The sequence below is a fragment of the Shewanella sp. 4_MG-2023 genome, assembly GCF_030548015.1.
Taxonomy (GTDB): domain Bacteria; phylum Pseudomonadota; class Gammaproteobacteria; order Enterobacterales; family Shewanellaceae; genus Shewanella.
The window spans coordinates 26,486-52,070 of sequence record NZ_JAUORL010000028.1; the positions used below are offsets into that span (position 1 = coordinate 26,486).

Genomic DNA, 25,585 nt, shown 5'->3' on the forward strand with positions numbered 1-25,585 from the left:
AAATTACTCATCTATATGATAATAAATTTTGTTAATACCTAAGCCACCGCCAATGCATTTTTCATCCCCTGGCGGACAACCATCATCAATAGGTTCAACTTTTTCCATCTCATCGCCCGCAGAACCGATACCAATAAGGTACATATAACTATCACCATCACCATTTGGAGGGATAACAAGCTGTGGAGTATCAGGAACTCGATCCCCCATTTCAAGATACTCTTGGCTGTATGAGCGAGTACCTTTGTGCAAGTCAAAGCCGTATAACCGGCCTTCACCAGTAACTAAACATTGATTTGTGGCTTCCAAATTACCTGGAACATAAGAAGTAAAAAATACCTTTCCTTGAATAATGCTTGGTGCTGAAAGGCTCTTCTCACCAGATGCGGAAAAACTATAATACCAACCGCGTTTTACTCCAAAAGCGATATTCTCATCTTCGGACTCAGGAGGTGTACTAGTCACATCATATAAACCCTCGATCTCCAATGTCTCGGGGATTTCGCTTCCTGCTGTGCCCGTAAAAGATTTCGTGACAATATTTCTATCTTGTAAAACAAAGAATTTATCTGAACGAGTCTTATCTAAAGGATGTGGTCTATGCCCAGAACCTACGGTTACTGCGTCATAAGGTACATTTTGATAACTTGTTGTGGTAGTACTTTCACCATCGACTGTAACTGTCACTTCCGAAATATTAGTAAACACTGTTTGAGCAACTGCTGCTTCTGCAAAAAAGCGTCTATCGCCTTCTTGAGATGAATCGCCCAATGAAGCAAATTTAAAGGCTGTCCACGGGTTAGTTGTGTCATTAGGTGAAGCACTAGGTAAATCCATCCGCCAAATATTTGCACCTGTATCAGTGGCATATATACGGTCGGTTAATTTATCATTATTGCTATCCAAAATAGCAATACTATTTGGAATACTATCAATAATACCTGGTAGTGAAGTTTTACTAGTCCCGCCTGACGTACCGAAGTGATGCACTAAACTACCTGTTTCAGCATTAACTATATAAACCCCACGCCCTATTGTATCGTCGTCGCCTACACCTGCTGCATCTTTTGTAGAAGGGTTATAACCGCCACCGATAATTAAAACTGGCGATGCCGTTGCTGATGCAGTATTGCCAGCAGGCACACCAGGAACAAAAGTAACGACAGGTTCAGACCATGTTTGACCAATATCAGCCATACCAGTTGAGCTAGCATCAATTTTCCACATGAATGTTGGAGAATCTGGGTTGGTAATATTTAAAGCGTAATAAGATTTACCACCTCGCCTCATTCCCATAAACAACCAGGCTTTTTCTACAGCACCTGAAGCACTTCTTTGTACGTATGCAACTGGTGGGCTATCCATTCCATACACAGAATGAACTCCAGTTGGCACATTAGCCCTTAATTCGCGTAAATTCGGTAACAGCTCTTGTGGCATAAATGCCCACGTTTCCTCAACCTCATCACCTTTATCTTTAAACATGTGTAAAAAGCCTTGGTTTGTGCCAAGTATCACTCTGACATCTGGGGTTCCATCTGTGCCGTAGTTTATTGCTAATGGTTTTGAGTGTAGTGGATCGCCCATAACATCAGTACGCATATCAGATGTCGAATTATCTAAATCTTCATCATCAACATCTTTACCTTCTGCCCACTCGAAAAGTTCCTGAAGTTCTGATTTATCAACGCCCATAAAAAGTGCTAACTCGTCTTCGCTTCCAATACCTGCACTGTTAATAGCATTTGATTTCGTAAAATCAGTTAATGCTCCACCGCTTCCAAAGTTACCGTAAAGCGTTCTATCAGCTGACTGCAGCATTAATGAGGCACCACCAATTGCAACGTCATTACCGTCACCGCCACCTGAAGTAGCAGAACAAACACTAGCAGGAGTCCAGTAAGAACAAGCCGATGAATCTAAATTACCATCATCACCAATTGCATTATTACCGTTTTTATCAACAACATCACCAGACCCAGTAACCTTGAATTTTTTAAGATTCCCTAACCAACGAGGGCCTTTGTTGGGTAAGAACATTGCATAGTAAACTGAATCTAATGTTTGCGTTCTATCAAAGTTGTTACTGGCTACTGAAGGAGAGGTGAAGCTCGAATTTGACTCTAAAATATTTGAAAAAATGTTCTGTAACGCTTCTTGCAGTTTTTGAGCATCAGCTGCTGAATAATAAGCACCGTTTCCTCTTAATGCAGTTTCTTTAAGAATCGGAGCTGCACTTGCAGCACCAGAACTAAAACCAATAGTATAAGTATTGATTGTTTGCGTACCATCTAAGTTAGTATTCACATCATTGTTACTAATCCAACCAGCTAGCGCTGGTAGATAATTACCATCATATTTATCAGCAGTGGTAACTCCACTAAGTGCTAAAACTTTATCATCAGCATTGTTATCACGCGTTGGTTCACCATCTGTAACGTAGATGACATAGGCTTTGTCTTGGCATTGTGTTCCAACAAATGGAGAAACATAACTACCATTTTTCTCAACTGTTTCGCTCGTATCCCGAAGCGGTGTTCTATTTGGGTCATCATCACCGAACCAAACGCTCTTACCTGCAAAATACCTGTAAGCTTCATATAAGTTTTCACAAAGAGGCGTATAACCATCTGCATTTAAGTCTCCAATAGTTTCAAGCAACGTCCCCTTTGTCCCTTCAGTTGTTTGAGAAATACCATAAACTATTCGCCCACCGCTTTTAGAGCCATCCTTGTTATTTTTATTAAACACTGACAATCCAAAATCAACTCCTGGTGTAGTCACAATAGTGTCTTCGATAACACGCTTGGCAATAGTCATTCGAGAGTAGCTTTGCTGTGATTTTGTACTGTGATACCAATTAACATACTTTTCGGTATATAAGGTAATCGGTTGCCCAATACCAAAATTGGTCAGCTTAGCTTTTTCAATTGCAGCCTCTAGTTCCGTATCGCTTGAATAGTCGTCAGCTGCAGTATATCTAATTGGATCTGCACTCGTGCCTAACCCATCAACAGGGAAGCCCCAAAAGTTAGTATTGTTATTATAATAAACACCTTCTGCGATATCTTCATAACAATCAACTTGCTGAATCCCTGAACCATCGGTTAGTGGCAACTCTGACCAAGTTCCGTTTTCACCAATGTATTTATGCTCACGAATATAACCAGTAAACATACCGTAATCTTCTAAATATTGTTCTCCAACATCACAGCCATTTACCCCATGTAAAAAATACTGTTCACTTGATGCTGTTGGAATATCTGTGCTGCTTCGAGTGTAGAAAAGTTTGGTATTTTGTAACAGTGAACCGCCACTATTTACGTTTTCATCACCACGTTCATATGGCACATCTGTCGTAAAGTTAGTGCCCATACTGCCTGATGTATCAAATATGATTAAGACTTGAGGTCTTGAACCAGAACGAGCTGAGGATTCAAATACATAAAGCTCAGTGTCATCAGCAAAGCTAATTGCAGAGAAACCTATAGCTGCAAATAAAGCGGATAATGATAAATACTTAAACATGACTAACTCCCTGTTAACACTTCTTGTTCGATACCTGACACGACGGTAACTTGTCCTAAATTATTTCGGCCAAAAGCCGCCGCACTTGATATTTCAACTCGTCGACAACTAATCAAATTACCAGAATTTGCTTTAGTACTTCGTTGACAATTCACATCACCAACAGTCATTGGCGTCATGGTATTTATCACTCCAAGTGCAGCATCTAGATCCGTTGTCACAGCATTCATGGTAGCCATTACTTTTCCTTGCTTATTCGTTATGACTTTATCTTGCGCTCCTTGAACAGACATCATAGCGCCAATGCGCTCAGACCCTGCACCGGCCATCCTTAACGACTGTGTCGAGTTAACAGCGAGAGCTACTCCAATTACCGTCATAATGATTAATATAATCAAAGAGAAAAAAAGCACGATACCTTGTTGCTTATAAAAAGAACCATTCATCATTTAGCTTTCCTAGTTACGTATTAACACAGGGTTCTCAAGTACCACCGTGGTCGAAACAACCTTGCGACGATAGTTATCATTTAGTGGACCAATACTCTTATCACCTAACTGATAAGTTACTTCATTTGTATAACTTCTATCTATTTGAGCCGAACGAACTAATAAGAAGACCCTTAAAGAAACTAAACGTTGAAATAGTTCGTTATCCCACGTTAGTGAGGTAACATTTTGAACGGGCATATAACTATCAGCAGTATCATCCCCATTACTGTCAAAACCATACATAATGCGCATATTTTCGATACCTTCGACAAGCTGCTCATCATTATTCATACCGTTGCCTATTGATAACGTGCGGCGTTTTAACACTGGGATATCACCATCTTCCTCTACATAATAAACATGATGTTGAAATTCCCAAATTCGACTATTCGCCAGAACAGGTGCAGCCGAGCTGCCATTAAAGATTTCAATTTGATTTGAGGTTGTAGAAGCATAATATCGACTGCTATTCATCTCAGCAGCAGTAACAGAAGGACCAATTAATCTTTTTATCTGTATAACATCCGTATTTGAGTCTGGTGTAATACAATCCATATTTTCAGCACTAACATCAGCTTCATACCCCCACAACCGTCTAAAGTGAGCAGGCTGATTCTGAGGAAAACTTGCATTATTTAATCCAGCCCCAATACAATCATTAACTACAGCTGTGGCTGAAATGTTGGTATTCGTTCCAACAATAAAATCAGTACCGGTTATATCACCAGTAAAGCCAAGTTGACTTAAATCCCTATCAATAATAGCCAATGCTATACGGCCATTTTCTTGCAATTGATTAAATTGACTTGTAGTAGTGACATTCGTGGATGACATGCTAAACATAGTAAAAAGGCCAGCCGATAAAAAAAGACTGATAACCATTGCCACCATCAACTCTACAAGCGAAAAGCCATTGTGTGATTTACCTATTATTGGCATTTTATAATCCTTATAGAATAGCTGTGTTAATTTCTAACACTCTACGGCGATCGCTTGTTGTGCCGCAGTTCTTTGCAAACGAACTACCGTCTGAAGCTCCATCAGAAGTACCACGAATACCTTTCCATGTCATAACAACTGTGACATCTGACACATTAATATCAATACAAGCTGTTGCTGAATCCAATCCACCGATACTTGTGCCGGACAATTGCTCATAGTCACCTTGAAATAGTCGCTCCCATTGATACAAATCCCAACTACGAGTCTCTATAAGGGAACAAGTGCTATTCCCACCCACTATTACATCACAAGATTTATCAGGTGCAGCGGTTAAACCGCTGTAAGTGCCTTCATAATTTACCAGTTCAGCCCTATTCAACCGCATTCTGTTAATAATGTCGTTCACATAATATGACGCCTGGGTTTGTTGAAAAGCTTCAAAACTACCTCGTTTAGAAACAATATGAAGATTAAAAATCCCAATTAACCCTACAGTCAGAATCACCAGAGAAACCATAACTTCTATTAAAGAAAATCCATTCCTTTTAACAGGCATGAGTGTCAAATCTCCATTTATCGCCAATATATTGACAAGGTAAAGGTCATTATCTTTTTAAAAAACCATAACTTAGCCGCTAATAGTATCTCTTTACCTATAAGCGAGCAAGATGTAACCGAAAGGTGTCTAGTTGTTTGCCAAATATAAGTAAATCGTTAACTTAGACTGTTTCAAGAGTATAGTCTATTAGTTGCAGATATAAAAAAACCGTAAACCTTTACAGATTTACGGTTTTTTAGCTTTTAGTTAGTTTGCGTGTTTATTAAGTGCTAGCGCAATTCAGCGGGAACAGCGAAGACAGTATCTTCTTTACGACCTTCAACCTCAGTTATTACCGATGGTTCGAATTTAGCTATCGCGTCAACAACTTGTTGAACCAGCACTTCAGGCGCTGAAGCGCCAGCAGTCACTGCTACTTTTTTTACATCTTTAAACCAAGCTTCATCAACATCGGCAGCGGTATCAACTAAATAGGCTTCTGTACCAGTTTTCTCAGCGAGTTCACGCAGTCGATTGGAGTTAGAGCTATTTTTTGAGCCTACAACAATCATTAAGTCTGCATCTGATGACATATTGCGCACTGCATCTTGACGATTTTGAGTGGCATAACAAATATCATCTTTACGCGGCCCTTCAATGGAAGGAAAACGTTGTTGCAAGGCCGCAATAATATCTAGCGTGTCATCAACTGATAATGTGGTCTGCGTGACGAAACATAGGTTATCTGGGTTATTAACCTTTAAAGACGCTACATCTTCCGGGGATTCAATCAAATAAACCCCACCTTCAGTGTTATCGTATTGACCCATAGTGCCTTCAACCTCTGGATGGCCTTCATGGCCAATCAGAATACACTCCACGCCTTTACGGCTTGCACGAGTAACTTGAAGATGCACTTTAGTGACCAAAGGACACGTGGCATCAAATACTTTTAAACCACGCACTTTTGCTTCTTTGCGAACAGCCTGAGAAACACCATGAGCACTAAAAATCACAATACTGTTATCAGGCACTTGCTCTAACTCATCAACAAATATAGCGCCGCGGTCTTTTAGGTTTTGTACCACGTAACGGTTATGTACGACTTCATGGCGGACATAAATCGGTGGTTCAAATAACTCTAAAGCACGTTCGACAATGCTAATCGCCCGATCAACACCAGCACAAAAACCGCGCGGATTTGCCAGTAAGATGTTCAGTTCTGGCGATGTAGGATCAACTTTAAGCATTTTAAAGTACCTCTACCACTTCAAGTTCGAAAGTTAATTTCTGACCAGCTAGAGGATGATTCAAGTCTATAGTCACTGAATCACCAGCAACTTCACGAACCATACCTGGGATTTCACTGCCGCCTGGACCACCGAAACTAACAATGACACCAGGTTCTAATGCCATATCAGCAGGGAATTTACTTCTGTCCATATGATGCACAGCATCCGGATTAGACTCACCAAAAGTATCAATCGCATCTAAGGTAAAGCTGTGCTTATCACCTTTATTCAGGCTTGAAATTTCTGATTCAAATGCAGGGCTTAAGCTCTCATCACCAACATTAAAACGCGCTGGTTTTCCTGATGCTTTGGTGCTTTCTGCCGTTGAGCCATCTTCTAAAATGATATTCATATGACACACTATGGAACGTGCAAGTTGTTGCTCAGACAAAATAGACTCCCTAACTTTCTGCCGCTTGGGTTTCGGGTTTAAACGCTTCCCAAATAATCAATGCTGCACCGATAAAAATAGCTGAATCAGCAATATTAAATGCTGGATAGTGGCTGGTTTTCCAATAGAAATCGATAAAGTCCACTACGTAACCATGCATTAAACGATCAACTAAATTACCAATGGCGCCACCAATAATGAGCGTATACGCAAGGTTGGTGCGCCACAGCGACGCTGACTGTTTACGCAGCCATATCGTCAGCAGTGTGCTAAAACCAACGGCTATGATGGTAAAAAACCACCTCTGCCAGCCACCGGCTTCACTTAAAAAGCTAAACGCGGCGCCGTAATTACGCACATAGGTGAAATTAAAAATAGGTAACAGCTGTATTGATTCATACAGCTCAAAATTGGCTAACACCCATTGCTTAGATAGCTGATCGGCAATAAATACCAATACAGCTACCCAATACCAACGAATGCCGCTTTCTTTCCATGTTAGTGGCATCAAGCAAGTCCTTTATGCAAAGTCGCGATGTTCGCCATCGCCTTCGATGTTAGTTACGCAGCGGCCACATAATGTCGCATGAGACTCGACAGTGCCAACATCTTCGCTGTAGTGCCAGCAACGCTCACACTTCTGGGCTTCACTTGCTGCAACAACAAGCTTTAATGCAGCAAGCTCTGTTTCAATTGCATCAGCTGGCGCATCACTTAATGGGGCAACAATCGCTTTAGATGTTAACAATACAAAACGTAGCTCATCATTCACTTGAGCCAGTTTTGCCGCTAACTCTTCATCAGCATATAAAGTCGCTTCAGCTTGCAGTGAGCCACCAATACGCTTATCACGACGGGCTTGCTCTAATACTTTATTGACTTCGTTACGAACAGCTAAAAGTTGCTGCCAGTATTCATCATTTAAATCGTCAGCTAAGGTCACTGACTCTAGGCCTTGGTACCATTCTTGAGTAAACACGTATTGCTCACGTTCACCAGGAAGTAGCTGCCAGATTTCATCAGCGGTAAAGCTTAAGATTGGTGCAATCCAACGTACCATTGCTTCAGCAATATGGTATAAAGCAGTTTGGCAACTACGACGAGCGTGACCATCTGATTTAGCAGTATACTGGCGATCTTTAATGATATCTAAGTAGAAGCTACCAAGCTCAACAGAACAGAACTGCATTAGTTTTTGGGTCACTAAGTGGAAATTATATTGCTCGTAAGCTTCAATGATTTCTTCTTGTAGTGCTGCAGCGCGGCGTACTGCCCAGCGATCCAGTGACACCATATCTTCAGTAGCAATCATATCCGTTTCTGGATTAAAGCCACTTAAGTTAGCAAGTAAAAAGCGCGCGGTGTTACGAATACGGCGATATGAATCAGCGCTGCGATTTAAGATTTCATCAGAAACCGTCATCTCACCACTGTAATCAGTTGCTGCAACCCATAAGCGTAGGATGTCAGCGCCAAGCTTATTAATAACTTGTAGCGGTGCAATCACGTTACCTACTGATTTAGACATCTTACGGCCTTTACCATCAACGGTGAAACCGTGTGTTAGTACTTGCTTGTAAGGTGCTTTACCATTCATTGCCGTTGAAATCATCAATGAAGACATGAACCAGCCGCGATGCTGATCGCTACCTTCAAGGTATAAGTCAATCTCGTGGCCTTGGAATTCAGGGCGTGATGCAACAACTGATGAGAAAGTAGAACCTGAGTCATACCAAACATCTAAAGTATCAGTCACTTTACGGTATTGATCGGCTTCATCGCCAATCAGTTCACTGATCTCAAGATCCCACCAAGCTTGAATACCTTGTTGCTCAATACGGTGCGCAACGCGCTCCATGATAGAAACGCTATCAGGGTGTAATTCTTCAGTTTCACGGTTAACTAATAACGTGATTGGTACGCCCCAGGTACGTTGGCGTGAAATACACCAGTCAGGACGGTTCTCAACCATTTTTTCAATACGGCTTTGGCCCCAGTCAGGGATCCACTGCGTTTGTTCAATTTCAGATAACGCCTGCTTACGCAAGCCATGGTTATCCATTGAGATAAACCATTGTGGCGTTGCACGGAAGATAATGGGCGTTTTGTGTCTCCAGCAATGTGGGTAGCTGTGACGATATGCCACATGACACAACAGCTGGCCTTTCTCTTCCAATAAATCAACAACACTCTTATTGGCTTTGAATACGTGTTGACCAGCAAAAAACTCAGTGTCAGCTTTATAGACACCATTGTCACCAACAGGGTTTGCGACTTCTAAGCCGTACTTTTGACCAACCACGAAATCGTCTTGACCATGACCTGGTGCAGTATGAACTACGCCAGTACCAGCTTCAGTTGTTACGTGGTCACCAAGAATGGCAGGCACATCAAATGCAGAAAGAGGATGCTTGAAACGCATTAGCTCAAGCTCAGCGCCTTTTGTAGTACCGATAACCTGATGTGACTCAGCTTCAAAGCGGGTTAAACAGCCTTCAACTAGCACTTCAGCTAAAATAACGGTTTTAGTTACGCCATCTTTAACGAGCTCAACTAGGCTGTAATCAAGCTCTGGGCTTAATGATAATGCACGGTTAGCAGGGATAGTCCAAGGCGTCGTGGTCCAAATAACCGCTGAAACCGTGTTTGTGTAACCTTCAACGCCAAATTTCGCTGCAACCGCTGCGCTATCAACGGCATTAAATGCCACATCAATAGCGGGTGAGGTTTTATCTTCGTATTCAACTTCTGCTTCTGCTAACGCTGAACCACAGTCAGTACACCAATGAACAGGTTTAACACCTTTGTGCAGGTGACCGCTTTCAATCACTTTAGATAAAGAACGTACGATGTTAGCTTCAGTGCTGTAATCCATGGTTAAGTAAGGATTATGCCAATCACCAAATACACCTAAACGAATAAAGTCTTCACGTTGACCGTCAACTTGCTTAGCGGCGTATTTACGGCATTCTTCGCGAAAATCAGCAGCTGAAATCTTTTGACCTGGTTTGCCAACTTTTTTCTCTACCATTAATTCAATTGGTAAGCCGTGACAATCCCATCCAGGAATATAAGGCGCATCAAAACCTGCCATTGTTTTAGACTTAACAATGATATCTTTTAATATTTTGTTTACCGAGTGACCAATATGGATATTGCCATTCGCATACGGGGGGCCGTCATGCAAAATAAACGGTTTGCGACCAATTCGACTGTCACGAATTTTTTGATAAAGTTCGTCTTGAGTCCAACGGTCTAACATAGCTGGCTCACGATTAGCCAGATTACCGCGCATCGGAAAATCGGTTTCCGGCAAATTCAAAGTAGATTTATAGTCGGTCATTGATCCTATACCATTATTTGGGCTGATTAATCTCAACCTGCATCATTGCTAAATAAAGCTTTTGCTTCATTTACATCATTCAAAATTTGTTTTTTTAACGCATCCAGTGACTCGAACGGATGTTCATCACGGATTTTTGCCACTAATTCAACTTCCACTCTTTTACCGTATAAGTCACCAGAGTAGTCGAATAAGTGCACTTCTAATTGACAGACTTGCCCTTCAACAGTTGGCCTAAAACCAACATTAGCAACGCCTTCATAAATATCACTGCCATCCCAATACATTTTTACCGCAAACACCCCTCTAACAGGTGATACTTTGCGCTTTAATGCAATGTTGGCAGTTGGAAAACCAATGGTTCGCCCAATTTTTTGGCCGTGGGCCACTTTACCTGACAGTAACACTGGGTGCCCGAGTAAACGCCTTGCTTGCTCTAAGTTCCCTAATGCTAACTGCTCACGAACCGCAGTGGAGCTCACTCTGGTCGAACCTAAGATAAAGCTTTGGGTACTGACCACAGTAAAACCGAACTTTTTACCCGCTTCAAGTAACATATCAAAGGTGCCAGTTCTGTTTTTACCAAAACAAAAATCATCACCAACCACTAGATACTTCACCCCTAATTTATTGACTAATAAATCTTCAATAAATTGCTCTGCCGGTTGATTAGCAAAACGAGTATTAAAATTAGCACACAGAAGACGATCAATATTGAGCTCTTCTAGCAAACTAATTTTATCTCTTAATAAGCTAATTCTTGCAGGGGCATCTTGTTGGCGAAATAACTCTTGCGGTTGTGGCTCAAAGGTCATTACTACAGCAGGTAGCTGAAAGTGTTTAGCTTTATTAACTAAATTATTAATCACTTGCGCATGACCACGATGCACACCATCAAAGTTACCAATAGTGAGCACGCATCCATTATGCGAAGGTAAAATATTATGTATACCGCGAATTAGTTCCATTACGCCAAACAACTGCTACTGTAAATCGGCTGATTATATACTAGATAGAATGGATAATCAGCATTCATGATCGACGTTTCATTGTCCAAGGCTTTAGCCCCATTAGCACTAAGCTGAATAAATAGGCTAATGCACCTAATATGATGAGTTTTAACAGGCTGTAAAACTTAACTTGCATTGCCATATCTAACCACATTTGCTGCTCTGGTAATAAGTAAACTAATAGCGCTGCCATCACGAGTGTCGCAATGACCACTTTAGCGAAAAATACCATGGTTGAACGATTGACTTTATAGACACCAGCTAGGTGTAAGCCTCGATATAACAGGCCGGCATTAAGAAAGGCTGACATAGAAGTGGCAATTGCAAGTCCTACGTAGCCAAATGGAATGGCAAAAATGATATTGAACACCATATTGCTTACCATGGCGATAATACCGAATTTAACTGGGGTTTTAGTATCTTGGCGTGAGTAATAGCCCGGCGCCAATACTTTAATCATCATAAAACTCAGTAAGCCACAACCATAAGCCACTAAACTGTACGATGCCATCTCAACATCAGATACTGTAAATGCGCCGCGCATAAAAAGCACCATTAACATCGGCTGAGCAAGAATGATTAATCCCAGCATGGCTGGCATGCCCAATAATAAAATGGCTCTTACTCCCCAGTCCATAGTGTCACTAAAACCACTGCCTTTATCATCAATATGCTTTCTAGATAAAGCTGGCAAAATAACCGTCGCAATGGCAATACCAAACAATCCTAAAGGGAACTCAAGTAAGCGGTCTGAGTAGTAAAGCCAACTAATAGAGCCTGTCATTAAAAAACTGGCAATAAAGGTATCGAACAGTAAATTGATTTGCGAAACAGAAACGCCAAATAATGCAGGGATCATTAAGGTTCTGATTTTCACGACCCCACTGTGGTTCCAGCCCCATGACGGTTTTACTAAGGCATTTTCACGTAGTAAAAACGGAATTTGAAACAAAAACTGCACTAAACCACCAAAAAACACCCCTAAAGCTAAAGCGATTTCAGGTTGTTCCATCTTGGGGGCAAACACTAAAGCGGCAATAATAATGGTAATATTCAAAAATACCGGCGTAAAGGCAGAAACTGCAAACTTACCGCGGGTATTTAATATTGAGCCAGCCAGTGCGGTTAAGGTAATAAACCATAAATAAGGGAAGGTAATTTTGAGCATCATAGAGGCAAGTTCAAACTTTGCCGCATCCGGCCCATCGTTCATCCAATCATAAAACCAGCCACCAGCAAATAATGCAGCAAGTATCGGTGAGCCGATAACACCAATTAAGGTTACAACGCTCACTATGCCGCCCAAAGTACCGGCCACTTTACCTATAAGCTCACGGGTTTCAGCTGGGGTTTTGTTTTGTTGGTATTCTGTCAACACCGGCACGAATGCCTGTGCGAAAGCACCTTCAGCAAATAATCGACGTAAAAAATTGGGAATTTTATTGGCAAAGATAAACACATCGGCACTACTACCTGCACCCATTAAGTTGGCAATGACTACATCTCTAACCAAGCCAAGCACCCGAGATATCAAGGTCATAACACTGACGATAGCACCTGATTTTAATAACGATTTACTCAAGCATCACTCCAAAGCCGCACACAAGCGTTTAAATTAAGTCTGATATATCTCAAATTTTCGATTCTAATGCTGTCTATGGGGTATAAGAACTGATAGAATTGCGCCACATCTTACACGAGTTGGGTTGAAGATAACCGAGCCAGGTAGTTTTATTTGTCTTTTCGACGTTATTTCTATCATATTCATTGACAAAATGAATAAAAGCAGGCATATTCCTCGCCCTCAAAGTATTAAACCCAGTTTTAGGAGTTGCACCTTGGCTAATAGCAAGTCTGCAAAGAAGCGCGCGCTTCAGTCTGAAAAACGTCGTCAGCATAACGCTAGTCGTCGTTCAATGTTACGTACATACGTTAAAAGAGTTATCGCTGCTATCCAGAGCGGTGACCACAAAGCGGCTACCGAAGCATTCGCAGCAGCACAACCAATTGTTGACCGTATGGCGACTAAAGGCCTTATTCACAAGAATAAAGCTGCTCGTCAAAAGGCACGTATAAACGCAAAAATCAAAGCACTAGCTGCTTAATTTTAGCGATTTATATTACAAAAACCGACTTAGGTCGGTTTTTTTATACCTGCAATAAAATAACTCACAAAAAATACTCTCTCCACTTGCCCTGCCTTCAAGCTTTTACGGACATTTTTGCGCTAAATATCAAATCCATATTTAAGACATAAAAAAACGCCTTAACTCGATCTTACTGTCATCAGTAGCAAGATATTGTTAAGACGTTATAGGTATCAAAATTATTGCCATTAATGGCAGTATAAATTATCCAATACTTTTATTAGCTCACGAACTTCATCACTTTTAAGTGAATAAAACACAGTTTGCGCTTCTTTACGTGTACAAACGAGATTGTCTTTTCTCAGCCAAGCTAAATGCTGCGATAACGCAGATTGGCTTAGACCTAGTTTTTTATTCATCTCACCGACACACATTTCGCCTTCATTCAGCAAATGGCACAAAATAAATAAACGGCGTTCATTTGCCAGTGCCTTTAGCATTACCACAGCATGATCTGCTCGCTGCTGCATCATTTCTATATTCATCACGCGTTAGCTCTCCTTAATCATCACTGAGACTAATATAGCCTTCCCTAACAAATCGGGCAGCGACATGAAGCACACTTTTTGGTAGATTGTTTTTAAAAATGAGACTTAGCTAATAAAAATGAAGGAAACTCATGAAAAACTATAAGAAATCAATTTTTACAGGGATAGTTTTAGCCGCTATATCAGGCTGTCAAAGCCAGACAAATGATACCCAAGTAACACAATTACCACCGTCTGCTAACGATGTAATTAGCCAGCAACTAGCCACAAAGGCGTTATCTTCTACTTTAGGTTATGACATTGTTGAATCATTGACAGTGGAAGTCGGCCCTCGACTCGCCGGTTCCGAGAAAGATCTCATCGCAGTCGAATGGGCGATGAATAAACTCAAAAGCTTAGGTTTTGATAAGGTCTATAAGGAATCTGTCCAAGTCCCAGCTTGGTCACGAGGCCATGCTCAGGCATCAATCGTCTCACCGTTTGAGCAACCGCTGGTCATTAGCGCTCTAGGTGGCAGCGTGGCAACGCCTGAGTCAGGTTTACAAGCCCAGATAGTGCGCTTTGACACCCTTGCTGCACTACAAGTCGCCGATCCAGCATTAGTCGAAGGCAAAATTGTCTTTATTGATCATAAAACCGAGCGCCATATTAGTGGTAAAGGCTATGGTCAGTCTGTTGGCGGCCGCTCAAGAGGCGCGGTTGCTGCAGCAGAAAAAGGCGCTGTCGCTGTGGTCATTCGCTCAATAGGTACCGATCATGACCGCATGGCCCATACCGGCATGATGCGTTACAAAGATGGAGTGGCAAAAATTCCAGCTGCTGCATTGTCTGCACCAGATGCTGATATGATTAATGCCATGTTAAAAAGAGATAAGAACATCAGCTTATCACTTAACCTATCTTCAAAGAATTTAGGGGTCGCAACATCCTACAATGTTATTGCCGAGGTAACTGGCAGTAGTAAGGCTGAAGAAGTGGTGCTGATTGGCGCTCACCTTGACTCTTGGGATGAAGGCACGGGTGCAATTGATGATGGTGCAGGCGTTGCGATTGTGACTGCAGCGGCGAAATTGATTCAAGATTTACCTCAAAAACCAGCGAGAACCATTCGAGTGGTATTATATGCCGCAGAAGAAGTGGGATTAGTTGGCGGTAAGGCTTATGCAAAGCAACATGCTGACGAGCTGGTTAATCATTATATTGCCGCAGAATCTGATTTTGGCGCAGGCAAGATTTACCAAATTGATTTCAACGTTAATCCACACGTATTTGAGCAAGTTAAAACTGAGCACAGTTCAATGACCATCAACGGGGTTAAGTTAGGGAACAATAACGCTTCTGGTGGCCCTGACGTGTCTATGATGCCCTCTCTAGGTGTCCCTGTGGCGTCCCTTCGACAAGATGGTACTGATTACTTTGATTATCACCACACCCCTAACGACACTTTAGATAAAATCGACCCTACCGCATTAGCGCAAAATGTCGCTGCTTATGCGCAATTTGCTTATATCATGGCGCAATCAGAACTTAACTTACGCCCATTAGCTAAAAAGGCCGATAAGAAATAATCTATCAGCCTTTTATCGCAAAAAAGCAGTTAAGGAGTTCAAACCTTAGCTGCTTTTTTATTAAGTATTTTTTTACCCGTTACATTACACTGAAACTTGTAGTGGTTACTTAATTTGCTCTTCTCTTAAAAACACTGGCGCTGCAGGTGTCGATAAGTCTTCACTGTAATAATAGCCATCTAAGTCAAATTGCTGCAATTGTGCCAATGACGTCACATCGTTTTGGATAATGTAACGCGCCATCAAGCCGCGGGCTCTTTTGGCATAAAAACTGATCACCTTGTATTGACCATTTTTGCAGTCTTTAAATACCGGGGTGATTAAAGTGGCCTTAAGTAGTTTGGGTTTAACCGCTTTAAAATACTCATTTGAGGCTAAATTAATGACGATATCATCGCTTTGATTAGCAACAGCTGCGTTAACTTCATTGGTGATTGTCTCGCCCCAAAATGCATAAAGACTTTTACCTGCGGGGTTTACCAAGCTGGTGCCCATTTCTAAACGGTAGGCTTGCATCAAATCCAGCGGCTTCAGTAAGCCATACAAACCAGATAAAATTCGTAGGTGCTTTTGAGCCTTATCGATTTCCATATCAGACAGTGAGTCAGCATCAAGGCCGGTATATACATCGCCCCTAAAGGCAAACATAGCTTGCTTGGCATTATCTAGAGTAAAACGTGGTTGCCACTGTGCAAATCGAGCCGCATTCAAACCTGCTATTTTATCGCTCACTTTCATTAAAGAGGCAATATCCATTGGCGTCAATTCACGACATACGTCAATCAATTGTTGGCTGTAATCTAGCAAAGTCGGTTGAGTAAACTTCTTGGTTGATGCAGGCGTTTCAAAATCAAGTGTTTTGGCAGGAGAAACTAATACTAGCATTGCTGATAATCCTATTTTATAAAATGGACTCTAATTCATGCTATCTATCATACTGAGCTTCATAAAAAAAACCATGCAATTACTGCATGGTTTTTTAGATTGTGCTAAATGCTTTTTTCAGATTTGATTAATCTGCAATTAACATTCGCGATTAAGTAAAGTGAGTTACTTGGTCACTTCAACTTCTTTATTGATCCAAATCCCATCTTCTATCTGACCTTCAAGCTCTGGGAACTTAGTCGTATCAAATACAGGATCTTCACCCTTATTAACTTGTTGGCGGTAATCATTAATAATTCTCACCGCTAAACCTGACAATAACAGCAGGGCAATCATATTAACTAACGCCATCAAGCCCATAGAAACGTCGGCTAAATCCCAAACGATGCCGATCTTAGCCACTGCGCCAAACATAACCATACCTAATACTGCGATACGGAAGATTGGTAGTGCACCTTTTTTATTGCCAGATAGAAACATCACGTTAGTTTCTGCATACGAATAGTTAGCAATAATTGACGTGAAACAGAAAAGTAAAATAGCAAAGGCAATAAATGCCCCACCCCAGTCACCCACATGATGCGTTAATGCATTAATGGTTCTTGCAATACCATCACCAGAGCCGCCACCATCACCAGACAATAAGATAATTGCCGCAGTAGCAGTACAGATAACAATAGTGTCCACAAACACACCCATCATTTGCACAAAACCTTGTGACGCTGGGTGATTAGGATTCGGTGAAGCACTTGCTGCAATATTGGCGGCACTACCCATACCTGCTTCATTAGAGAACAAGCCGCGAGCAATACCCGCCTGCATTGCTTGAGCAACACTGTATGCTACACCACCAGCAGCGGCCTCTTGCCAGCCAAATGCACTGTTAATCACCAACATAAATACGGCAGGCAATTGCTCAACATTCATTAAAACAACAACCAAGGCAATCGCAATGTAGGCTAATGCCATAATCGGAACGATAATTTCTGACACTCTAGCGACCTTTTTAAGACCGCCCATAATCACGAGGCCACTCAATAGCGCAATCCCAAGACCGACATAAATTGGATTTAAATCAAATACGGCAGTCATTGCACCAGAGATAGTATTTGCTTGAACAGCATTAAACACTAAGCCAAAACAAATAATCAGTAGGATTGAAAATAGAATCCCCATCCAGCGTTGGCCAAGGCCTTTTTCCATATAATATGAAGGGCCACCACGATACTGCCCGTCAACGTCTTTAACTTTATAAACTTGCGCTAACGTTGACTCGATCATTGCCGTCGCCATACCGAGCATGGCAATGGCCCACATCCAAAATACTGCCCCAGGACCTGCGGCACCGATTGCAACCGCAACACCAGCCATATTTCCGGCTCCGACACGGGCAGCCATACTGGTACAAAAAACTTGAAATGAAGATAAGCCATGCTTACCAGGGCGGCGGCTAATCGCTAATACTTTAACGCCGTGTACGAAATGAGTAATTTGAATACAGCCAAGACGAACAGTAAAAAAGATACCTGCGCCTACCAGCCCATAAACTAACAATTTACCCCAGAGTAAATTGTTCATGAAACCAACAATTGTTTCTAACATTGCCATTTGCTTAATCTATTCCTTGGAATAACTTTATTTTGTAAAAATATGCTTAAACCGAGCAACACCTTCAGACAAAATAAAATTATCGAATTATTATAATGAGCTCATCAAAATCTAAGTTCGCAGCCTCAGCATGTATTCGTAAATAGCCAAGCTGTTACTGTTTATTAAATTCAGTGAGCGAATATATTAGTTAATTATTATTTAGCATTATTCAAGTTAACTTTACTGACTTTAACCAGTAAAGCCCAGCAAACATTACCACTCTTTACCACTTATCGCTTAGTTATAGGTGTTCTCAAAAAAATGCGAGAAAAAACTAGCATAGAAAAACTTCAAACATAGGTGACAGTGATCACATTTATTTAAATAGCCGCCTAAAGCCCCATCTAGAATAACAATTGCAAATCGCCTAACACCAAGTGACTCAACAATTTCTTAACCTAACATCATTTTATTAATGATTTTTTTTAATACAAAGTTAGATCAATAACACATTATTGGTTCAATTTAGGGAATACAGTGTTCTCATTAAAAGCTAAATCAATCTTATCTTTCATAATGAGGTCACTATGACACAGCAAAATGAAATCACTGCTCTTAAAAAATATGTTAGAGCAACTAACTTCCTCGCTACCTCACAAATCTATCTTAAGCAAAATGTGCTTTTTAAAAGAGAGCTACAACATACAGACATTAAACCTCGACTTTTAGGTCATTGGGGTACCTGTCCAGGTATCAATTTTGTGTATGCAAACGTTAATCGCTTAATCGTTAAGCATGAAAGAGAATTCATTTATTTAGTCGGTCCTGGTCACGGCTTCCCAGCAGTTCAAGCTAACCTGTTTGTTGAAGGTTCTTTAAGCCATTTTTATCCAGAAACCATCCCCTATAACGAATCAGGTATTGAAGATATCTGTAAAAAGTTCTCAGCAGCATATGGCTACCCTTCTCATGCAAACCCTGAAGCCCCCGGCCAAATTTTAGAAGGTGGCGAATTAGGTTATTCATTATCCGTTGCTTGGGGCGCCGTTCTTGATAATCCAAACTTAATCGCAGCTTGTTTAGTTGGTGATGGTGAGTCTGAAACAGGGCCATTAGCTGCATCATGGTATGCCAACCGGTTAGTCGACCCTGCAACCAATGGTGCGGTACTGCCCATTGTGCATATTAATGGCTATAAAATCTCAGGCCCGACTCGTATGGGACGCATGAGTCATGAAGAGTTAGATCTTGAATTTCGTGGTTTAGGTTATCATCCCATTATTGTTGATGATCAACTTGAAGAGGATGTGTTTGTTCAAATGAAAGAGGCTATGGACTTAGCTTACGAGATGATCAATGATATCCAAACTCGTGCCCGTCGCGGCGAAGATGTTTGTAAGCCTCGCTGGCCGGTTATTCTTATGCGAACAGCTAAAGGCTGGACAGGTACATCTGAGTTTGGCGGTAAGAAGCTAGCTGGCAACTGCGAATCTCATCAAGTCATCGTCAATAAGTGTGCAACAGATGCAGGTCACCTAAAAGCGCTTAATGACTGGTTAGCAAGTTACAAATTTGATGAACTGTGCAGTATCAATGCGCAAGGTGAAATTACCTTTGATGAAGAAATTCAATCTTTGATTCCACCTAAGCAGTTATGTTGTGGTCGCCAACACTTAAGTTATGGCGGTGAAGTAGTCCGTGCACTTGCTCAACCAGATCTTAAAAAACTAAGTTATGGTCCAGAAACCCCACGTGGTACTCGCGGCGTATCAATGTACAAAATGGGCGAGTGGATGCGTGACGCATTCAAATTAAATCGAGATCAACGTAACTTACGTATCTTCAGCCCAGATGAAACATACTCAAATCAACTGCAAGCGGTATTTGAAGAAACAGATCGTGCATGGCAATGGCCGATTGAAAGCTGGGATCAAGATATGGCGCGTGATGGCCGTGTTATTGAACTGCTATCGGAAAACTTACTTTTCGGTATGATGCACGGTTACACAGTAACAGGTCGGCATGCCATGTTCCCAACCTATGAAGCCTTCTCTCAAGTAGTTTCATCAATGGCTGATCAGTACTGTAAATATGTGTATGCCAGTCAAGGGGTTCACTTCCGTAAACCTGTACCTTCTTGTAATGTTGTTTTGTCTTCTTTATTAGAGCGTCAAGATCATAATGGTTATTCGCATCAAAACCCTTCATTTCTAGGTGCTATGTTAGAAAAGCATCCAGATATTATTTCTGCATATTTACCTGCTGATGGTAACAGTACACTCACTTATACAGAGCGTGCATATGAAGACCGCGACAAACTCAACATTTTAGTTGCAGGTAAAAAAGAGTTACCTCAATGGCTATCACTAGATGAAGCCCGTAAGCAAACTAAAGATGGCGTGATGGTATGGGATTTTGCATCAGATGATAATCCTGATGTAGTACTTGCAGGTTGTGGTGATTATGTCACTCAAGAATGTATGGCGTCATTAGTACTCATTAGAGAACTACTGCCAAGAGTGCGTATTCGTTATGTCAGCGTAACTGAACTTAATAGTAACGGTTTAGGTAGTCGTAAATTCCAAAATAAGCCTTGGTTAATGGATGAAATATTTACTGAAGATAAAGGTGTGGTATTTAACTTCCATGGTTATCCAAATACCATCAAGAAATTGGTATTTGATTATAAAGGCAGTAAACGTTTCCGCATTAAAGGCTATGAAGAAGAAGGTTCAACTACAACACCATTTGATATGGGCGTTCGTAATGGCACATCACGTTATCACCTTGTGATTGATATGGCATACAAACTATTCCAACAAGGTGTTATTGATGAAACTCAGCATGTTCAAATCACAACGGATATGCTCCAAAGATTAGTAGAACACCGTAACTACATTAAGGCCAACGGTGTTGACCCAGTAGACATTGAAAATTGGGTTTGGACTCGGTAATTAGATTAGAGTTCAAAAAACAAACTACAATCGTTTATAACGAGTTAAAGCGCCTTTGGGCGCTTTTTCTTTATACCACGGACAACAAAGCCCATCGTCAATTCATTAGAAAAAACCAACACTGCAACATCTTGCGGGGATTCGTTAGGTATTTGTTGGCAATACTTTAAAAATATTCGTAACTACTATGGAAAACCATTGAATTTAAGACGATAATTAGCTTGCCAGCTAAATCATAATAGGAACGCCAAATAAGTGCTGGTGACACTTAAGGTAAACAATCGGTTTACATGTGTTTTGGTGACATAAAATAACAATGGACTATATATGATGAAAAACACCTTAAAAGTAGTATTACTCACCTCAATGTTGCCTTTTGCCGCTGTCGCAGAACAAGAGTTAACGCCATGGTATGTCGGTGGTGGTTTAGGGATTAATAATTACGAACCACATTGCGACCTTAAAACAATGACCCAATGTGAAGATGATGACCCTTATGCTTGGGATGTCTTCGGTGGTTACTTATTTAATGACTATTTTGGTATTGAACTCGGTTATAGAGACTTAGGTCGTATTCAATGGACAGATTTCAGTAATAAACGTAATGATGTCGGCGCTAGAGGCATGGCATTAGGTTTAGTCGGTTTTTATCCTTTCGCTGACAAGTGGAGTTTGTCTGCTGAGGCTGGCGGAATGAACTACCTTTTAAAGAACATAAAAAATTATGGCACTGAGTATTACAGTGACAGCGGTATTGCGCCCTATATCGGTGCTGGTATCGGTTATAATTTTACCGAAAACTTAAAGCTGCAGGCTAAATATCGTCGCTACGAAAACTTAGACGATGATAAATATAATACCCTTGAAATGGAAAGTAACTATTGGGGCTTAGAATTAAGCTACCGCTTTGGTAAAGCTAAAGCAGCAGCCCCTGTTGTTGCAGCTGCTGTTGCACCAATTGATTCCGACAACGATGGCGTAATGGATGATCAAGATAGCTGTCCAGATACACCAGCAACTCACAAAGTTGATGCCAATGGTTGTACTGTCTACGAATTTGTAACAGACAATCATGACTTAGGTGGTATTTTATTTGATAACAACTCTTCTGTTATTAAGTCAGCTTCTTATGCTGACATTGAAAAATTAGCTAATTACTTGAAGAAAAATCCTGAGCATACCGTATCAATCGAAGGTCACGCTTCTAATGTTGGCAAGCCTGCATATAATATGACCCTTTCTGAGAGTCGTGCTAAATCAGTCGCTGAAGCTTTAGCAGCTAAATATGATATTGAAGCAAGTCGTATTCAAGCTATTGGCTATGGTATTACTAAACCTATTATGGAAGGCAATACCGCTGAAGCCCATAAGCAAAATCGTCGTATTGAAGCTATCGTAACCGGCACAGAAAAACGTGCGGTTCTAAAATAATCAACTAATTAAGCTGGTAATAAAAAGTCGCTGCTTGCAGCGACTTTTTTGTTTTTGTAGCCATCAGCTAAAAAATAAAAACCCTTACCAATAAAGAGATGTTATCGGTAACACTTTTATTTCAACAATAAAAACAACTTAAACAACTAATAAATCAGGCATTAAATTACACAATTAGTTGCTTATGAGCTCATTTCACGTTTATTTGCGTTATTTTTTTACAAATGTTGTTGGAAAATACAGTAAGATCGCATTTAATAACTGTATTGAACAAAATAACTTTGTTACTTGAGAGGGAAATTTCCATGGCGAACACGTTAGCTCAACTAAAAGCACTAACCACAATCGTTGCTGATACCGGCGACATTGAAGCAATTAAACGCTACCAACCAGAAGACGCAACCACCAACCCTTCTCTAATTTTAAAAGCGGCGCAAATTCCTGAATATGCCCCATTAATTGATGATGCTATTGCTTGGGCAAAACAGCAGTCAAATGACACAGCTCAGCAAGTTGAAGACGCAGGTGATAAATTAGCCGTCAACATCGGTGTAGAAATTCTTAAGATTGTTCCAGGCCGCATCTCAACAGAAGTCGATGCCAGACTTTCTTTTGATAAAGCAGGCTCTATCGAAAAAGCCCATAAGCTAATTAACCTATATCAAGCAGCCGGTATTGATAAATCTCGCATTCTGATCAAGTTAGCATCTACTTGGGAAGGGATCTGCGCAGCAAAAGAGCTTGAGCAACAAGGCATCAACTGTAACCTAACGCTATTATTTAGCTTTGCTCAAGCCCGAGCTTGTGCTGAAGCAGGTGTTTACCTTATTTCGCCATTTGTTGGTCGTATTTTAGATTGGTATAAGAAAGACACAGGTCTTGATTACACCGCTGAAACCGATCCTGGTGTGGTATCAGTAACCGATATCTATAACTACTATAAGCTTCACGGCTATAACACTGTGGTAATGGGTGCAAGTTTCCGTAACACTGGCGAAATTATCGAGCTTGCGGGCTGTGACCGCCTAACGATAGGCCCTGCGCTATTAGAAGAGTTAGCCAATAGCGATACTGTTATTAGCCAAAAGCTAAAACCTGCAACAACAACGGTTGCCGCGCCAGCACCATTAACCGAAGCACAGTTCCGTTGGGAATATAACCAAGACCCAATGGCTGTTGATAAACTTGCTGAAGGCATTCGCAACTTTGCCATCGACCAAGGTAAACTTGAGGTTATGCTAAACGCAAAACTTAGCTAATCAACGGAGTGATTTGCATGACTAATTTAACTCAGAGTAATACTTGGCAGCAGCTAAAGAAAAATACAGCAGCGCTTCCCCATATGCGGGAGCTATTTGCTAATGACCCTAAACGTTTTGAGAAGATGAGCCTCAAAAGCTGCGGTTTATTATTAGATTATTCTAAAAACCGTATCGATAAGGAAGGCTTAGGATTATTGTTTGCATTAGCTGAAGAAACCCAGTTATCAGCTAAAATTTCTGCCATGTTTAATGGCGATATTATCAATAACACCGAAGGCCGTGCAGTATTACACACAGCGCTGAGGAGTAATCCTGAGCAAGTAATTATGGCTGAAGGGGCGAATATCGTCCCTGAAGTGCAGCAAACACTAGCAAAGATGACTCAGTTTGTGGCGTCTGTATCTCAAGGTGAATGGAAAGGTTACACCGGCAAAACCATTACTGATATTGTCAGTATTGGCATTGGTGGCTCTTTCCTTGGCCCTAAAATTGTCTCTCAAGCATTAAGGCCTTATTGGCAAAAAGGCCTTAATTGCCATTTTGTGGCTAACGTTGACGCAAGCTCTATCTGTGAGAAGCTTAAAAACTTAGATGCTGAAACAACCTTATTTGTCATGTCATCGAAGTCATTTGGCACCCAAGAAACACTGACCAATACCCTAAGCGCTAAAGACTGGTTCCTCGAGCAAGGTGGTAGCCAAGCCGATGTCGCCAAGCACTTTGTCGCAGTAACATCAAACGTTGCTAAAGCGACTGAGTTTGGTATTGATGCTGACAATATTTTCCCGATGTGGGATTGGGTGGGTGGACGTTATTCATTATGGTCAGCCATTGGCTTACCCATAGCGTTATTAGTGGGTATGGATAACTTCAAGCAACTGCTTGATGGTGCCAACCAAATGGATCAACATTTTGCCCAAGCGCCACTTGAACAAAATATGCCTGTGATTATGGGCATGTTGTCAGTGCTTTATAGCAATTTTCATGATGCACAATCCCATGTAGTTTTGACCTATGATCATTATTTACGTGGTTTACCCGCTTACTTCCAGCAACTTGATATGGAAAGTAATGGTAAGTCGGTCATGCTTGATGGAACTCAGGTAGATTTCAATACTGGCCCAGTGATCTGGGGTGGTGAAGGCACCAATGGTCAGCATGCATATCACCAGTTGTTACATCAAGGTACAGCACTTATCCCAGCTGACTTTATTATGCCACTGCAAAGTCACAATCCATTAGGTGAACATCATAACCAGCTTGCTTCAAACTGCTTTGGCCAAACCCAAGCATTGATGCAAGGTCGCACTTATGAAGAAGCTTTAGCGGAATTGGCAGGCAAAGATACGCCTGATGCTGATAAAGCCCTTATTGCTAAGCACAAGACAATGGCAGGTAATAAGCCAAGTAATACCTTATTAATGGATAAGCTAACTCCAACGACCTTAGGTTCGTTAATTGCCTTATATGAACACCGCACGTTTGTTCAAGGCGCTATTTGGCAAATTAACTCTTTTGATCAATGGGGTGTGGAATTAGGTAAAGTCCTTGGCAACGATGTCCTAGACCGCATCGGCGCCAAAAATGATGCCACAGAGCTTGATAGCTCCAGTAATTCATTAATTAATTTATACCGTCAAGGTCAGATTTAAACACTAAAAAAGCCAGCTAAAGCTGGCTTTTTTATATACACTTTCATTTCCTCATAGCACAAGCCTCTAAATA

The 25,585-nt window shown here is 41.1% G+C and carries 19 protein-coding genes; 6 read left to right on the forward strand and 13 right to left on the reverse strand.

All coding sequences use genetic code 11. The features are described 5' to 3' along the window. Window positions 1-3: 3 nt before the first annotated feature. The 10 genes from Q4546_RS14800 to murJ all read right to left on the reverse strand — a co-directional run bounded on the left by Q4546_RS14800 (window position 4) and on the right by murJ (window position 13,117). On the reverse strand, window positions 4-3,528 hold the full coding sequence (locus tag Q4546_RS14800) for a pilus assembly protein (protein ID WP_303446499.1): 3,525 nt from the start codon (window positions 3,526-3,528) through the stop codon (window positions 4-6). A gap of 2 nt (window positions 3,529-3,530) precedes the next feature. Then, window positions 3,531-3,977 (reverse strand): pilus assembly PilX N-terminal domain-containing protein, encoded by a 447-nt coding sequence (locus Q4546_RS14805; RefSeq protein ID WP_303446500.1) that lies wholly within the window; start codon window positions 3,975-3,977, stop codon window positions 3,531-3,533. A gap of 9 nt (window positions 3,978-3,986) precedes the next feature. Continuing rightward, window positions 3,987-4,958: a PilW family protein gene (locus Q4546_RS14810; RefSeq protein WP_303446501.1), complete on the reverse strand. Its 972-nt coding sequence runs from the start codon at window positions 4,956-4,958 to the stop codon at window positions 3,987-3,989. Between the two features lie 10 nt (window positions 4,959-4,968). Continuing rightward, entirely contained in the window at window positions 4,969-5,517 is a 549-nt protein-coding gene (gene pilV, locus Q4546_RS14815) for a type IV pilus modification protein PilV (RefSeq protein ID WP_303446502.1), read from the reverse strand. Between the two features lie 272 nt (window positions 5,518-5,789). Beyond that, on the reverse strand, window positions 5,790-6,719 hold the full coding sequence (ispH, locus tag Q4546_RS14820) for a 4-hydroxy-3-methylbut-2-enyl diphosphate reductase (RefSeq protein WP_198589266.1): 930 nt from the start codon (window positions 6,717-6,719) through the stop codon (window positions 5,790-5,792). A 31-nt stretch (window positions 6,720-6,750) separates the two neighbouring features. Next, entirely contained in the window at window positions 6,751-7,182 is a 432-nt protein-coding gene (fkpB, locus tag Q4546_RS14825; protein ID WP_277869342.1) for an FKBP-type peptidyl-prolyl cis-trans isomerase, read from the reverse strand. Window positions 7,183-7,192: 10 nt separating this feature from the next. Beyond that, the gene (lspA, locus tag Q4546_RS14830) at window positions 7,193-7,690 is read right to left on the reverse strand and encodes a signal peptidase II (protein ID WP_076542956.1); all 498 of its coding nucleotides are present in this window, start codon (window positions 7,688-7,690) and stop codon (window positions 7,193-7,195) included. 12 nt (window positions 7,691-7,702) lie between these two features. Next, window positions 7,703-10,525 (reverse strand): isoleucine--tRNA ligase, encoded by a 2,823-nt coding sequence (gene ileS / locus Q4546_RS14835; RefSeq protein ID WP_102475625.1) that lies wholly within the window; start codon window positions 10,523-10,525, stop codon window positions 7,703-7,705. A gap of 32 nt (window positions 10,526-10,557) precedes the next feature. Then, window positions 10,558-11,493: a bifunctional riboflavin kinase/FAD synthetase gene (gene ribF / locus Q4546_RS14840; RefSeq protein WP_102439205.1), complete on the reverse strand. Its 936-nt coding sequence runs from the start codon at window positions 11,491-11,493 to the stop codon at window positions 10,558-10,560. Between the two features lie 64 nt (window positions 11,494-11,557). Beyond that, a complete protein-coding gene (murJ, locus tag Q4546_RS14845; RefSeq protein WP_303446503.1) occupies window positions 11,558-13,117 on the reverse strand; it encodes a murein biosynthesis integral membrane protein MurJ in 1,560 nt (519 codons plus the stop codon). A 256-nt stretch (window positions 13,118-13,373) separates the two neighbouring features. On the opposite strand from murJ, the gene rpsT reads away from it, so the two are divergent. After that, window positions 13,374-13,640, forward strand: a complete 267-nt coding sequence (rpsT, locus tag Q4546_RS14850) for a 30S ribosomal protein S20 (RefSeq protein WP_076542960.1) — start codon at window positions 13,374-13,376, stop codon at window positions 13,638-13,640. A gap of 230 nt (window positions 13,641-13,870) precedes the next feature. On the opposite strand, the gene Q4546_RS14855 is transcribed toward rpsT, so the two are convergent. Beyond that, window positions 13,871-14,167: a metalloregulator ArsR/SmtB family transcription factor gene (locus Q4546_RS14855; RefSeq protein WP_076542961.1), complete on the reverse strand. Its 297-nt coding sequence runs from the start codon at window positions 14,165-14,167 to the stop codon at window positions 13,871-13,873. Window positions 14,168-14,301: 134 nt separating this feature from the next. Here Q4546_RS14855 and Q4546_RS14860 point away from each other — a divergent pair, with 134 nt between their 5' ends. After that, window positions 14,302-15,738, forward strand: coding sequence for a M20/M25/M40 family metallo-hydrolase (locus tag Q4546_RS14860; RefSeq protein ID WP_303410376.1), 1,437 nt, complete (start codon window positions 14,302-14,304; stop codon window positions 15,736-15,738). Window positions 15,739-15,843: 105 nt separating this feature from the next. On the opposite strand, the gene yaaA is transcribed toward Q4546_RS14860, so the two are convergent. Next, window positions 15,844-16,623 (reverse strand): peroxide stress protein YaaA, encoded by a 780-nt coding sequence (yaaA, locus tag Q4546_RS14865; protein WP_102475624.1) that lies wholly within the window; start codon window positions 16,621-16,623, stop codon window positions 15,844-15,846. A 165-nt stretch (window positions 16,624-16,788) separates the two neighbouring features. Continuing rightward, complete coding sequence (locus tag Q4546_RS14870; RefSeq protein ID WP_076542978.1) at window positions 16,789-18,225, reverse strand: sodium:alanine symporter family protein; 1,437 nt, start codon at window positions 18,223-18,225, stop codon at window positions 16,789-16,791. Window positions 18,226-18,800: 575 nt separating this feature from the next. Here Q4546_RS14870 and Q4546_RS14875 point away from each other — a divergent pair. The 4 genes from Q4546_RS14875 (at window position 18,801) to pgi (ending at window position 25,512) form a co-directional block, all read left to right on the forward strand. Continuing rightward, window positions 18,801-21,167 (forward strand): phosphoketolase family protein, encoded by a 2,367-nt coding sequence (locus Q4546_RS14875; RefSeq protein WP_303446504.1) that lies wholly within the window; start codon window positions 18,801-18,803, stop codon window positions 21,165-21,167. A 327-nt stretch (window positions 21,168-21,494) separates the two neighbouring features. Further along, window positions 21,495-22,598, forward strand: coding sequence for an OmpA family protein (locus Q4546_RS14880; protein WP_102475623.1), 1,104 nt, complete (start codon window positions 21,495-21,497; stop codon window positions 22,596-22,598). A gap of 305 nt (window positions 22,599-22,903) precedes the next feature. Beyond that, window positions 22,904-23,857, forward strand: a complete 954-nt coding sequence (tal, locus tag Q4546_RS14885) for a transaldolase (protein ID WP_102475622.1) — start codon at window positions 22,904-22,906, stop codon at window positions 23,855-23,857. Window positions 23,858-23,874: 17 nt separating this feature from the next. Continuing rightward, window positions 23,875-25,512 (forward strand): glucose-6-phosphate isomerase, encoded by a 1,638-nt coding sequence (gene pgi / locus Q4546_RS14890; protein WP_102475621.1) that lies wholly within the window; start codon window positions 23,875-23,877, stop codon window positions 25,510-25,512. The last annotated feature ends 73 nt before the right edge of the window (window positions 25,513-25,585 follow it).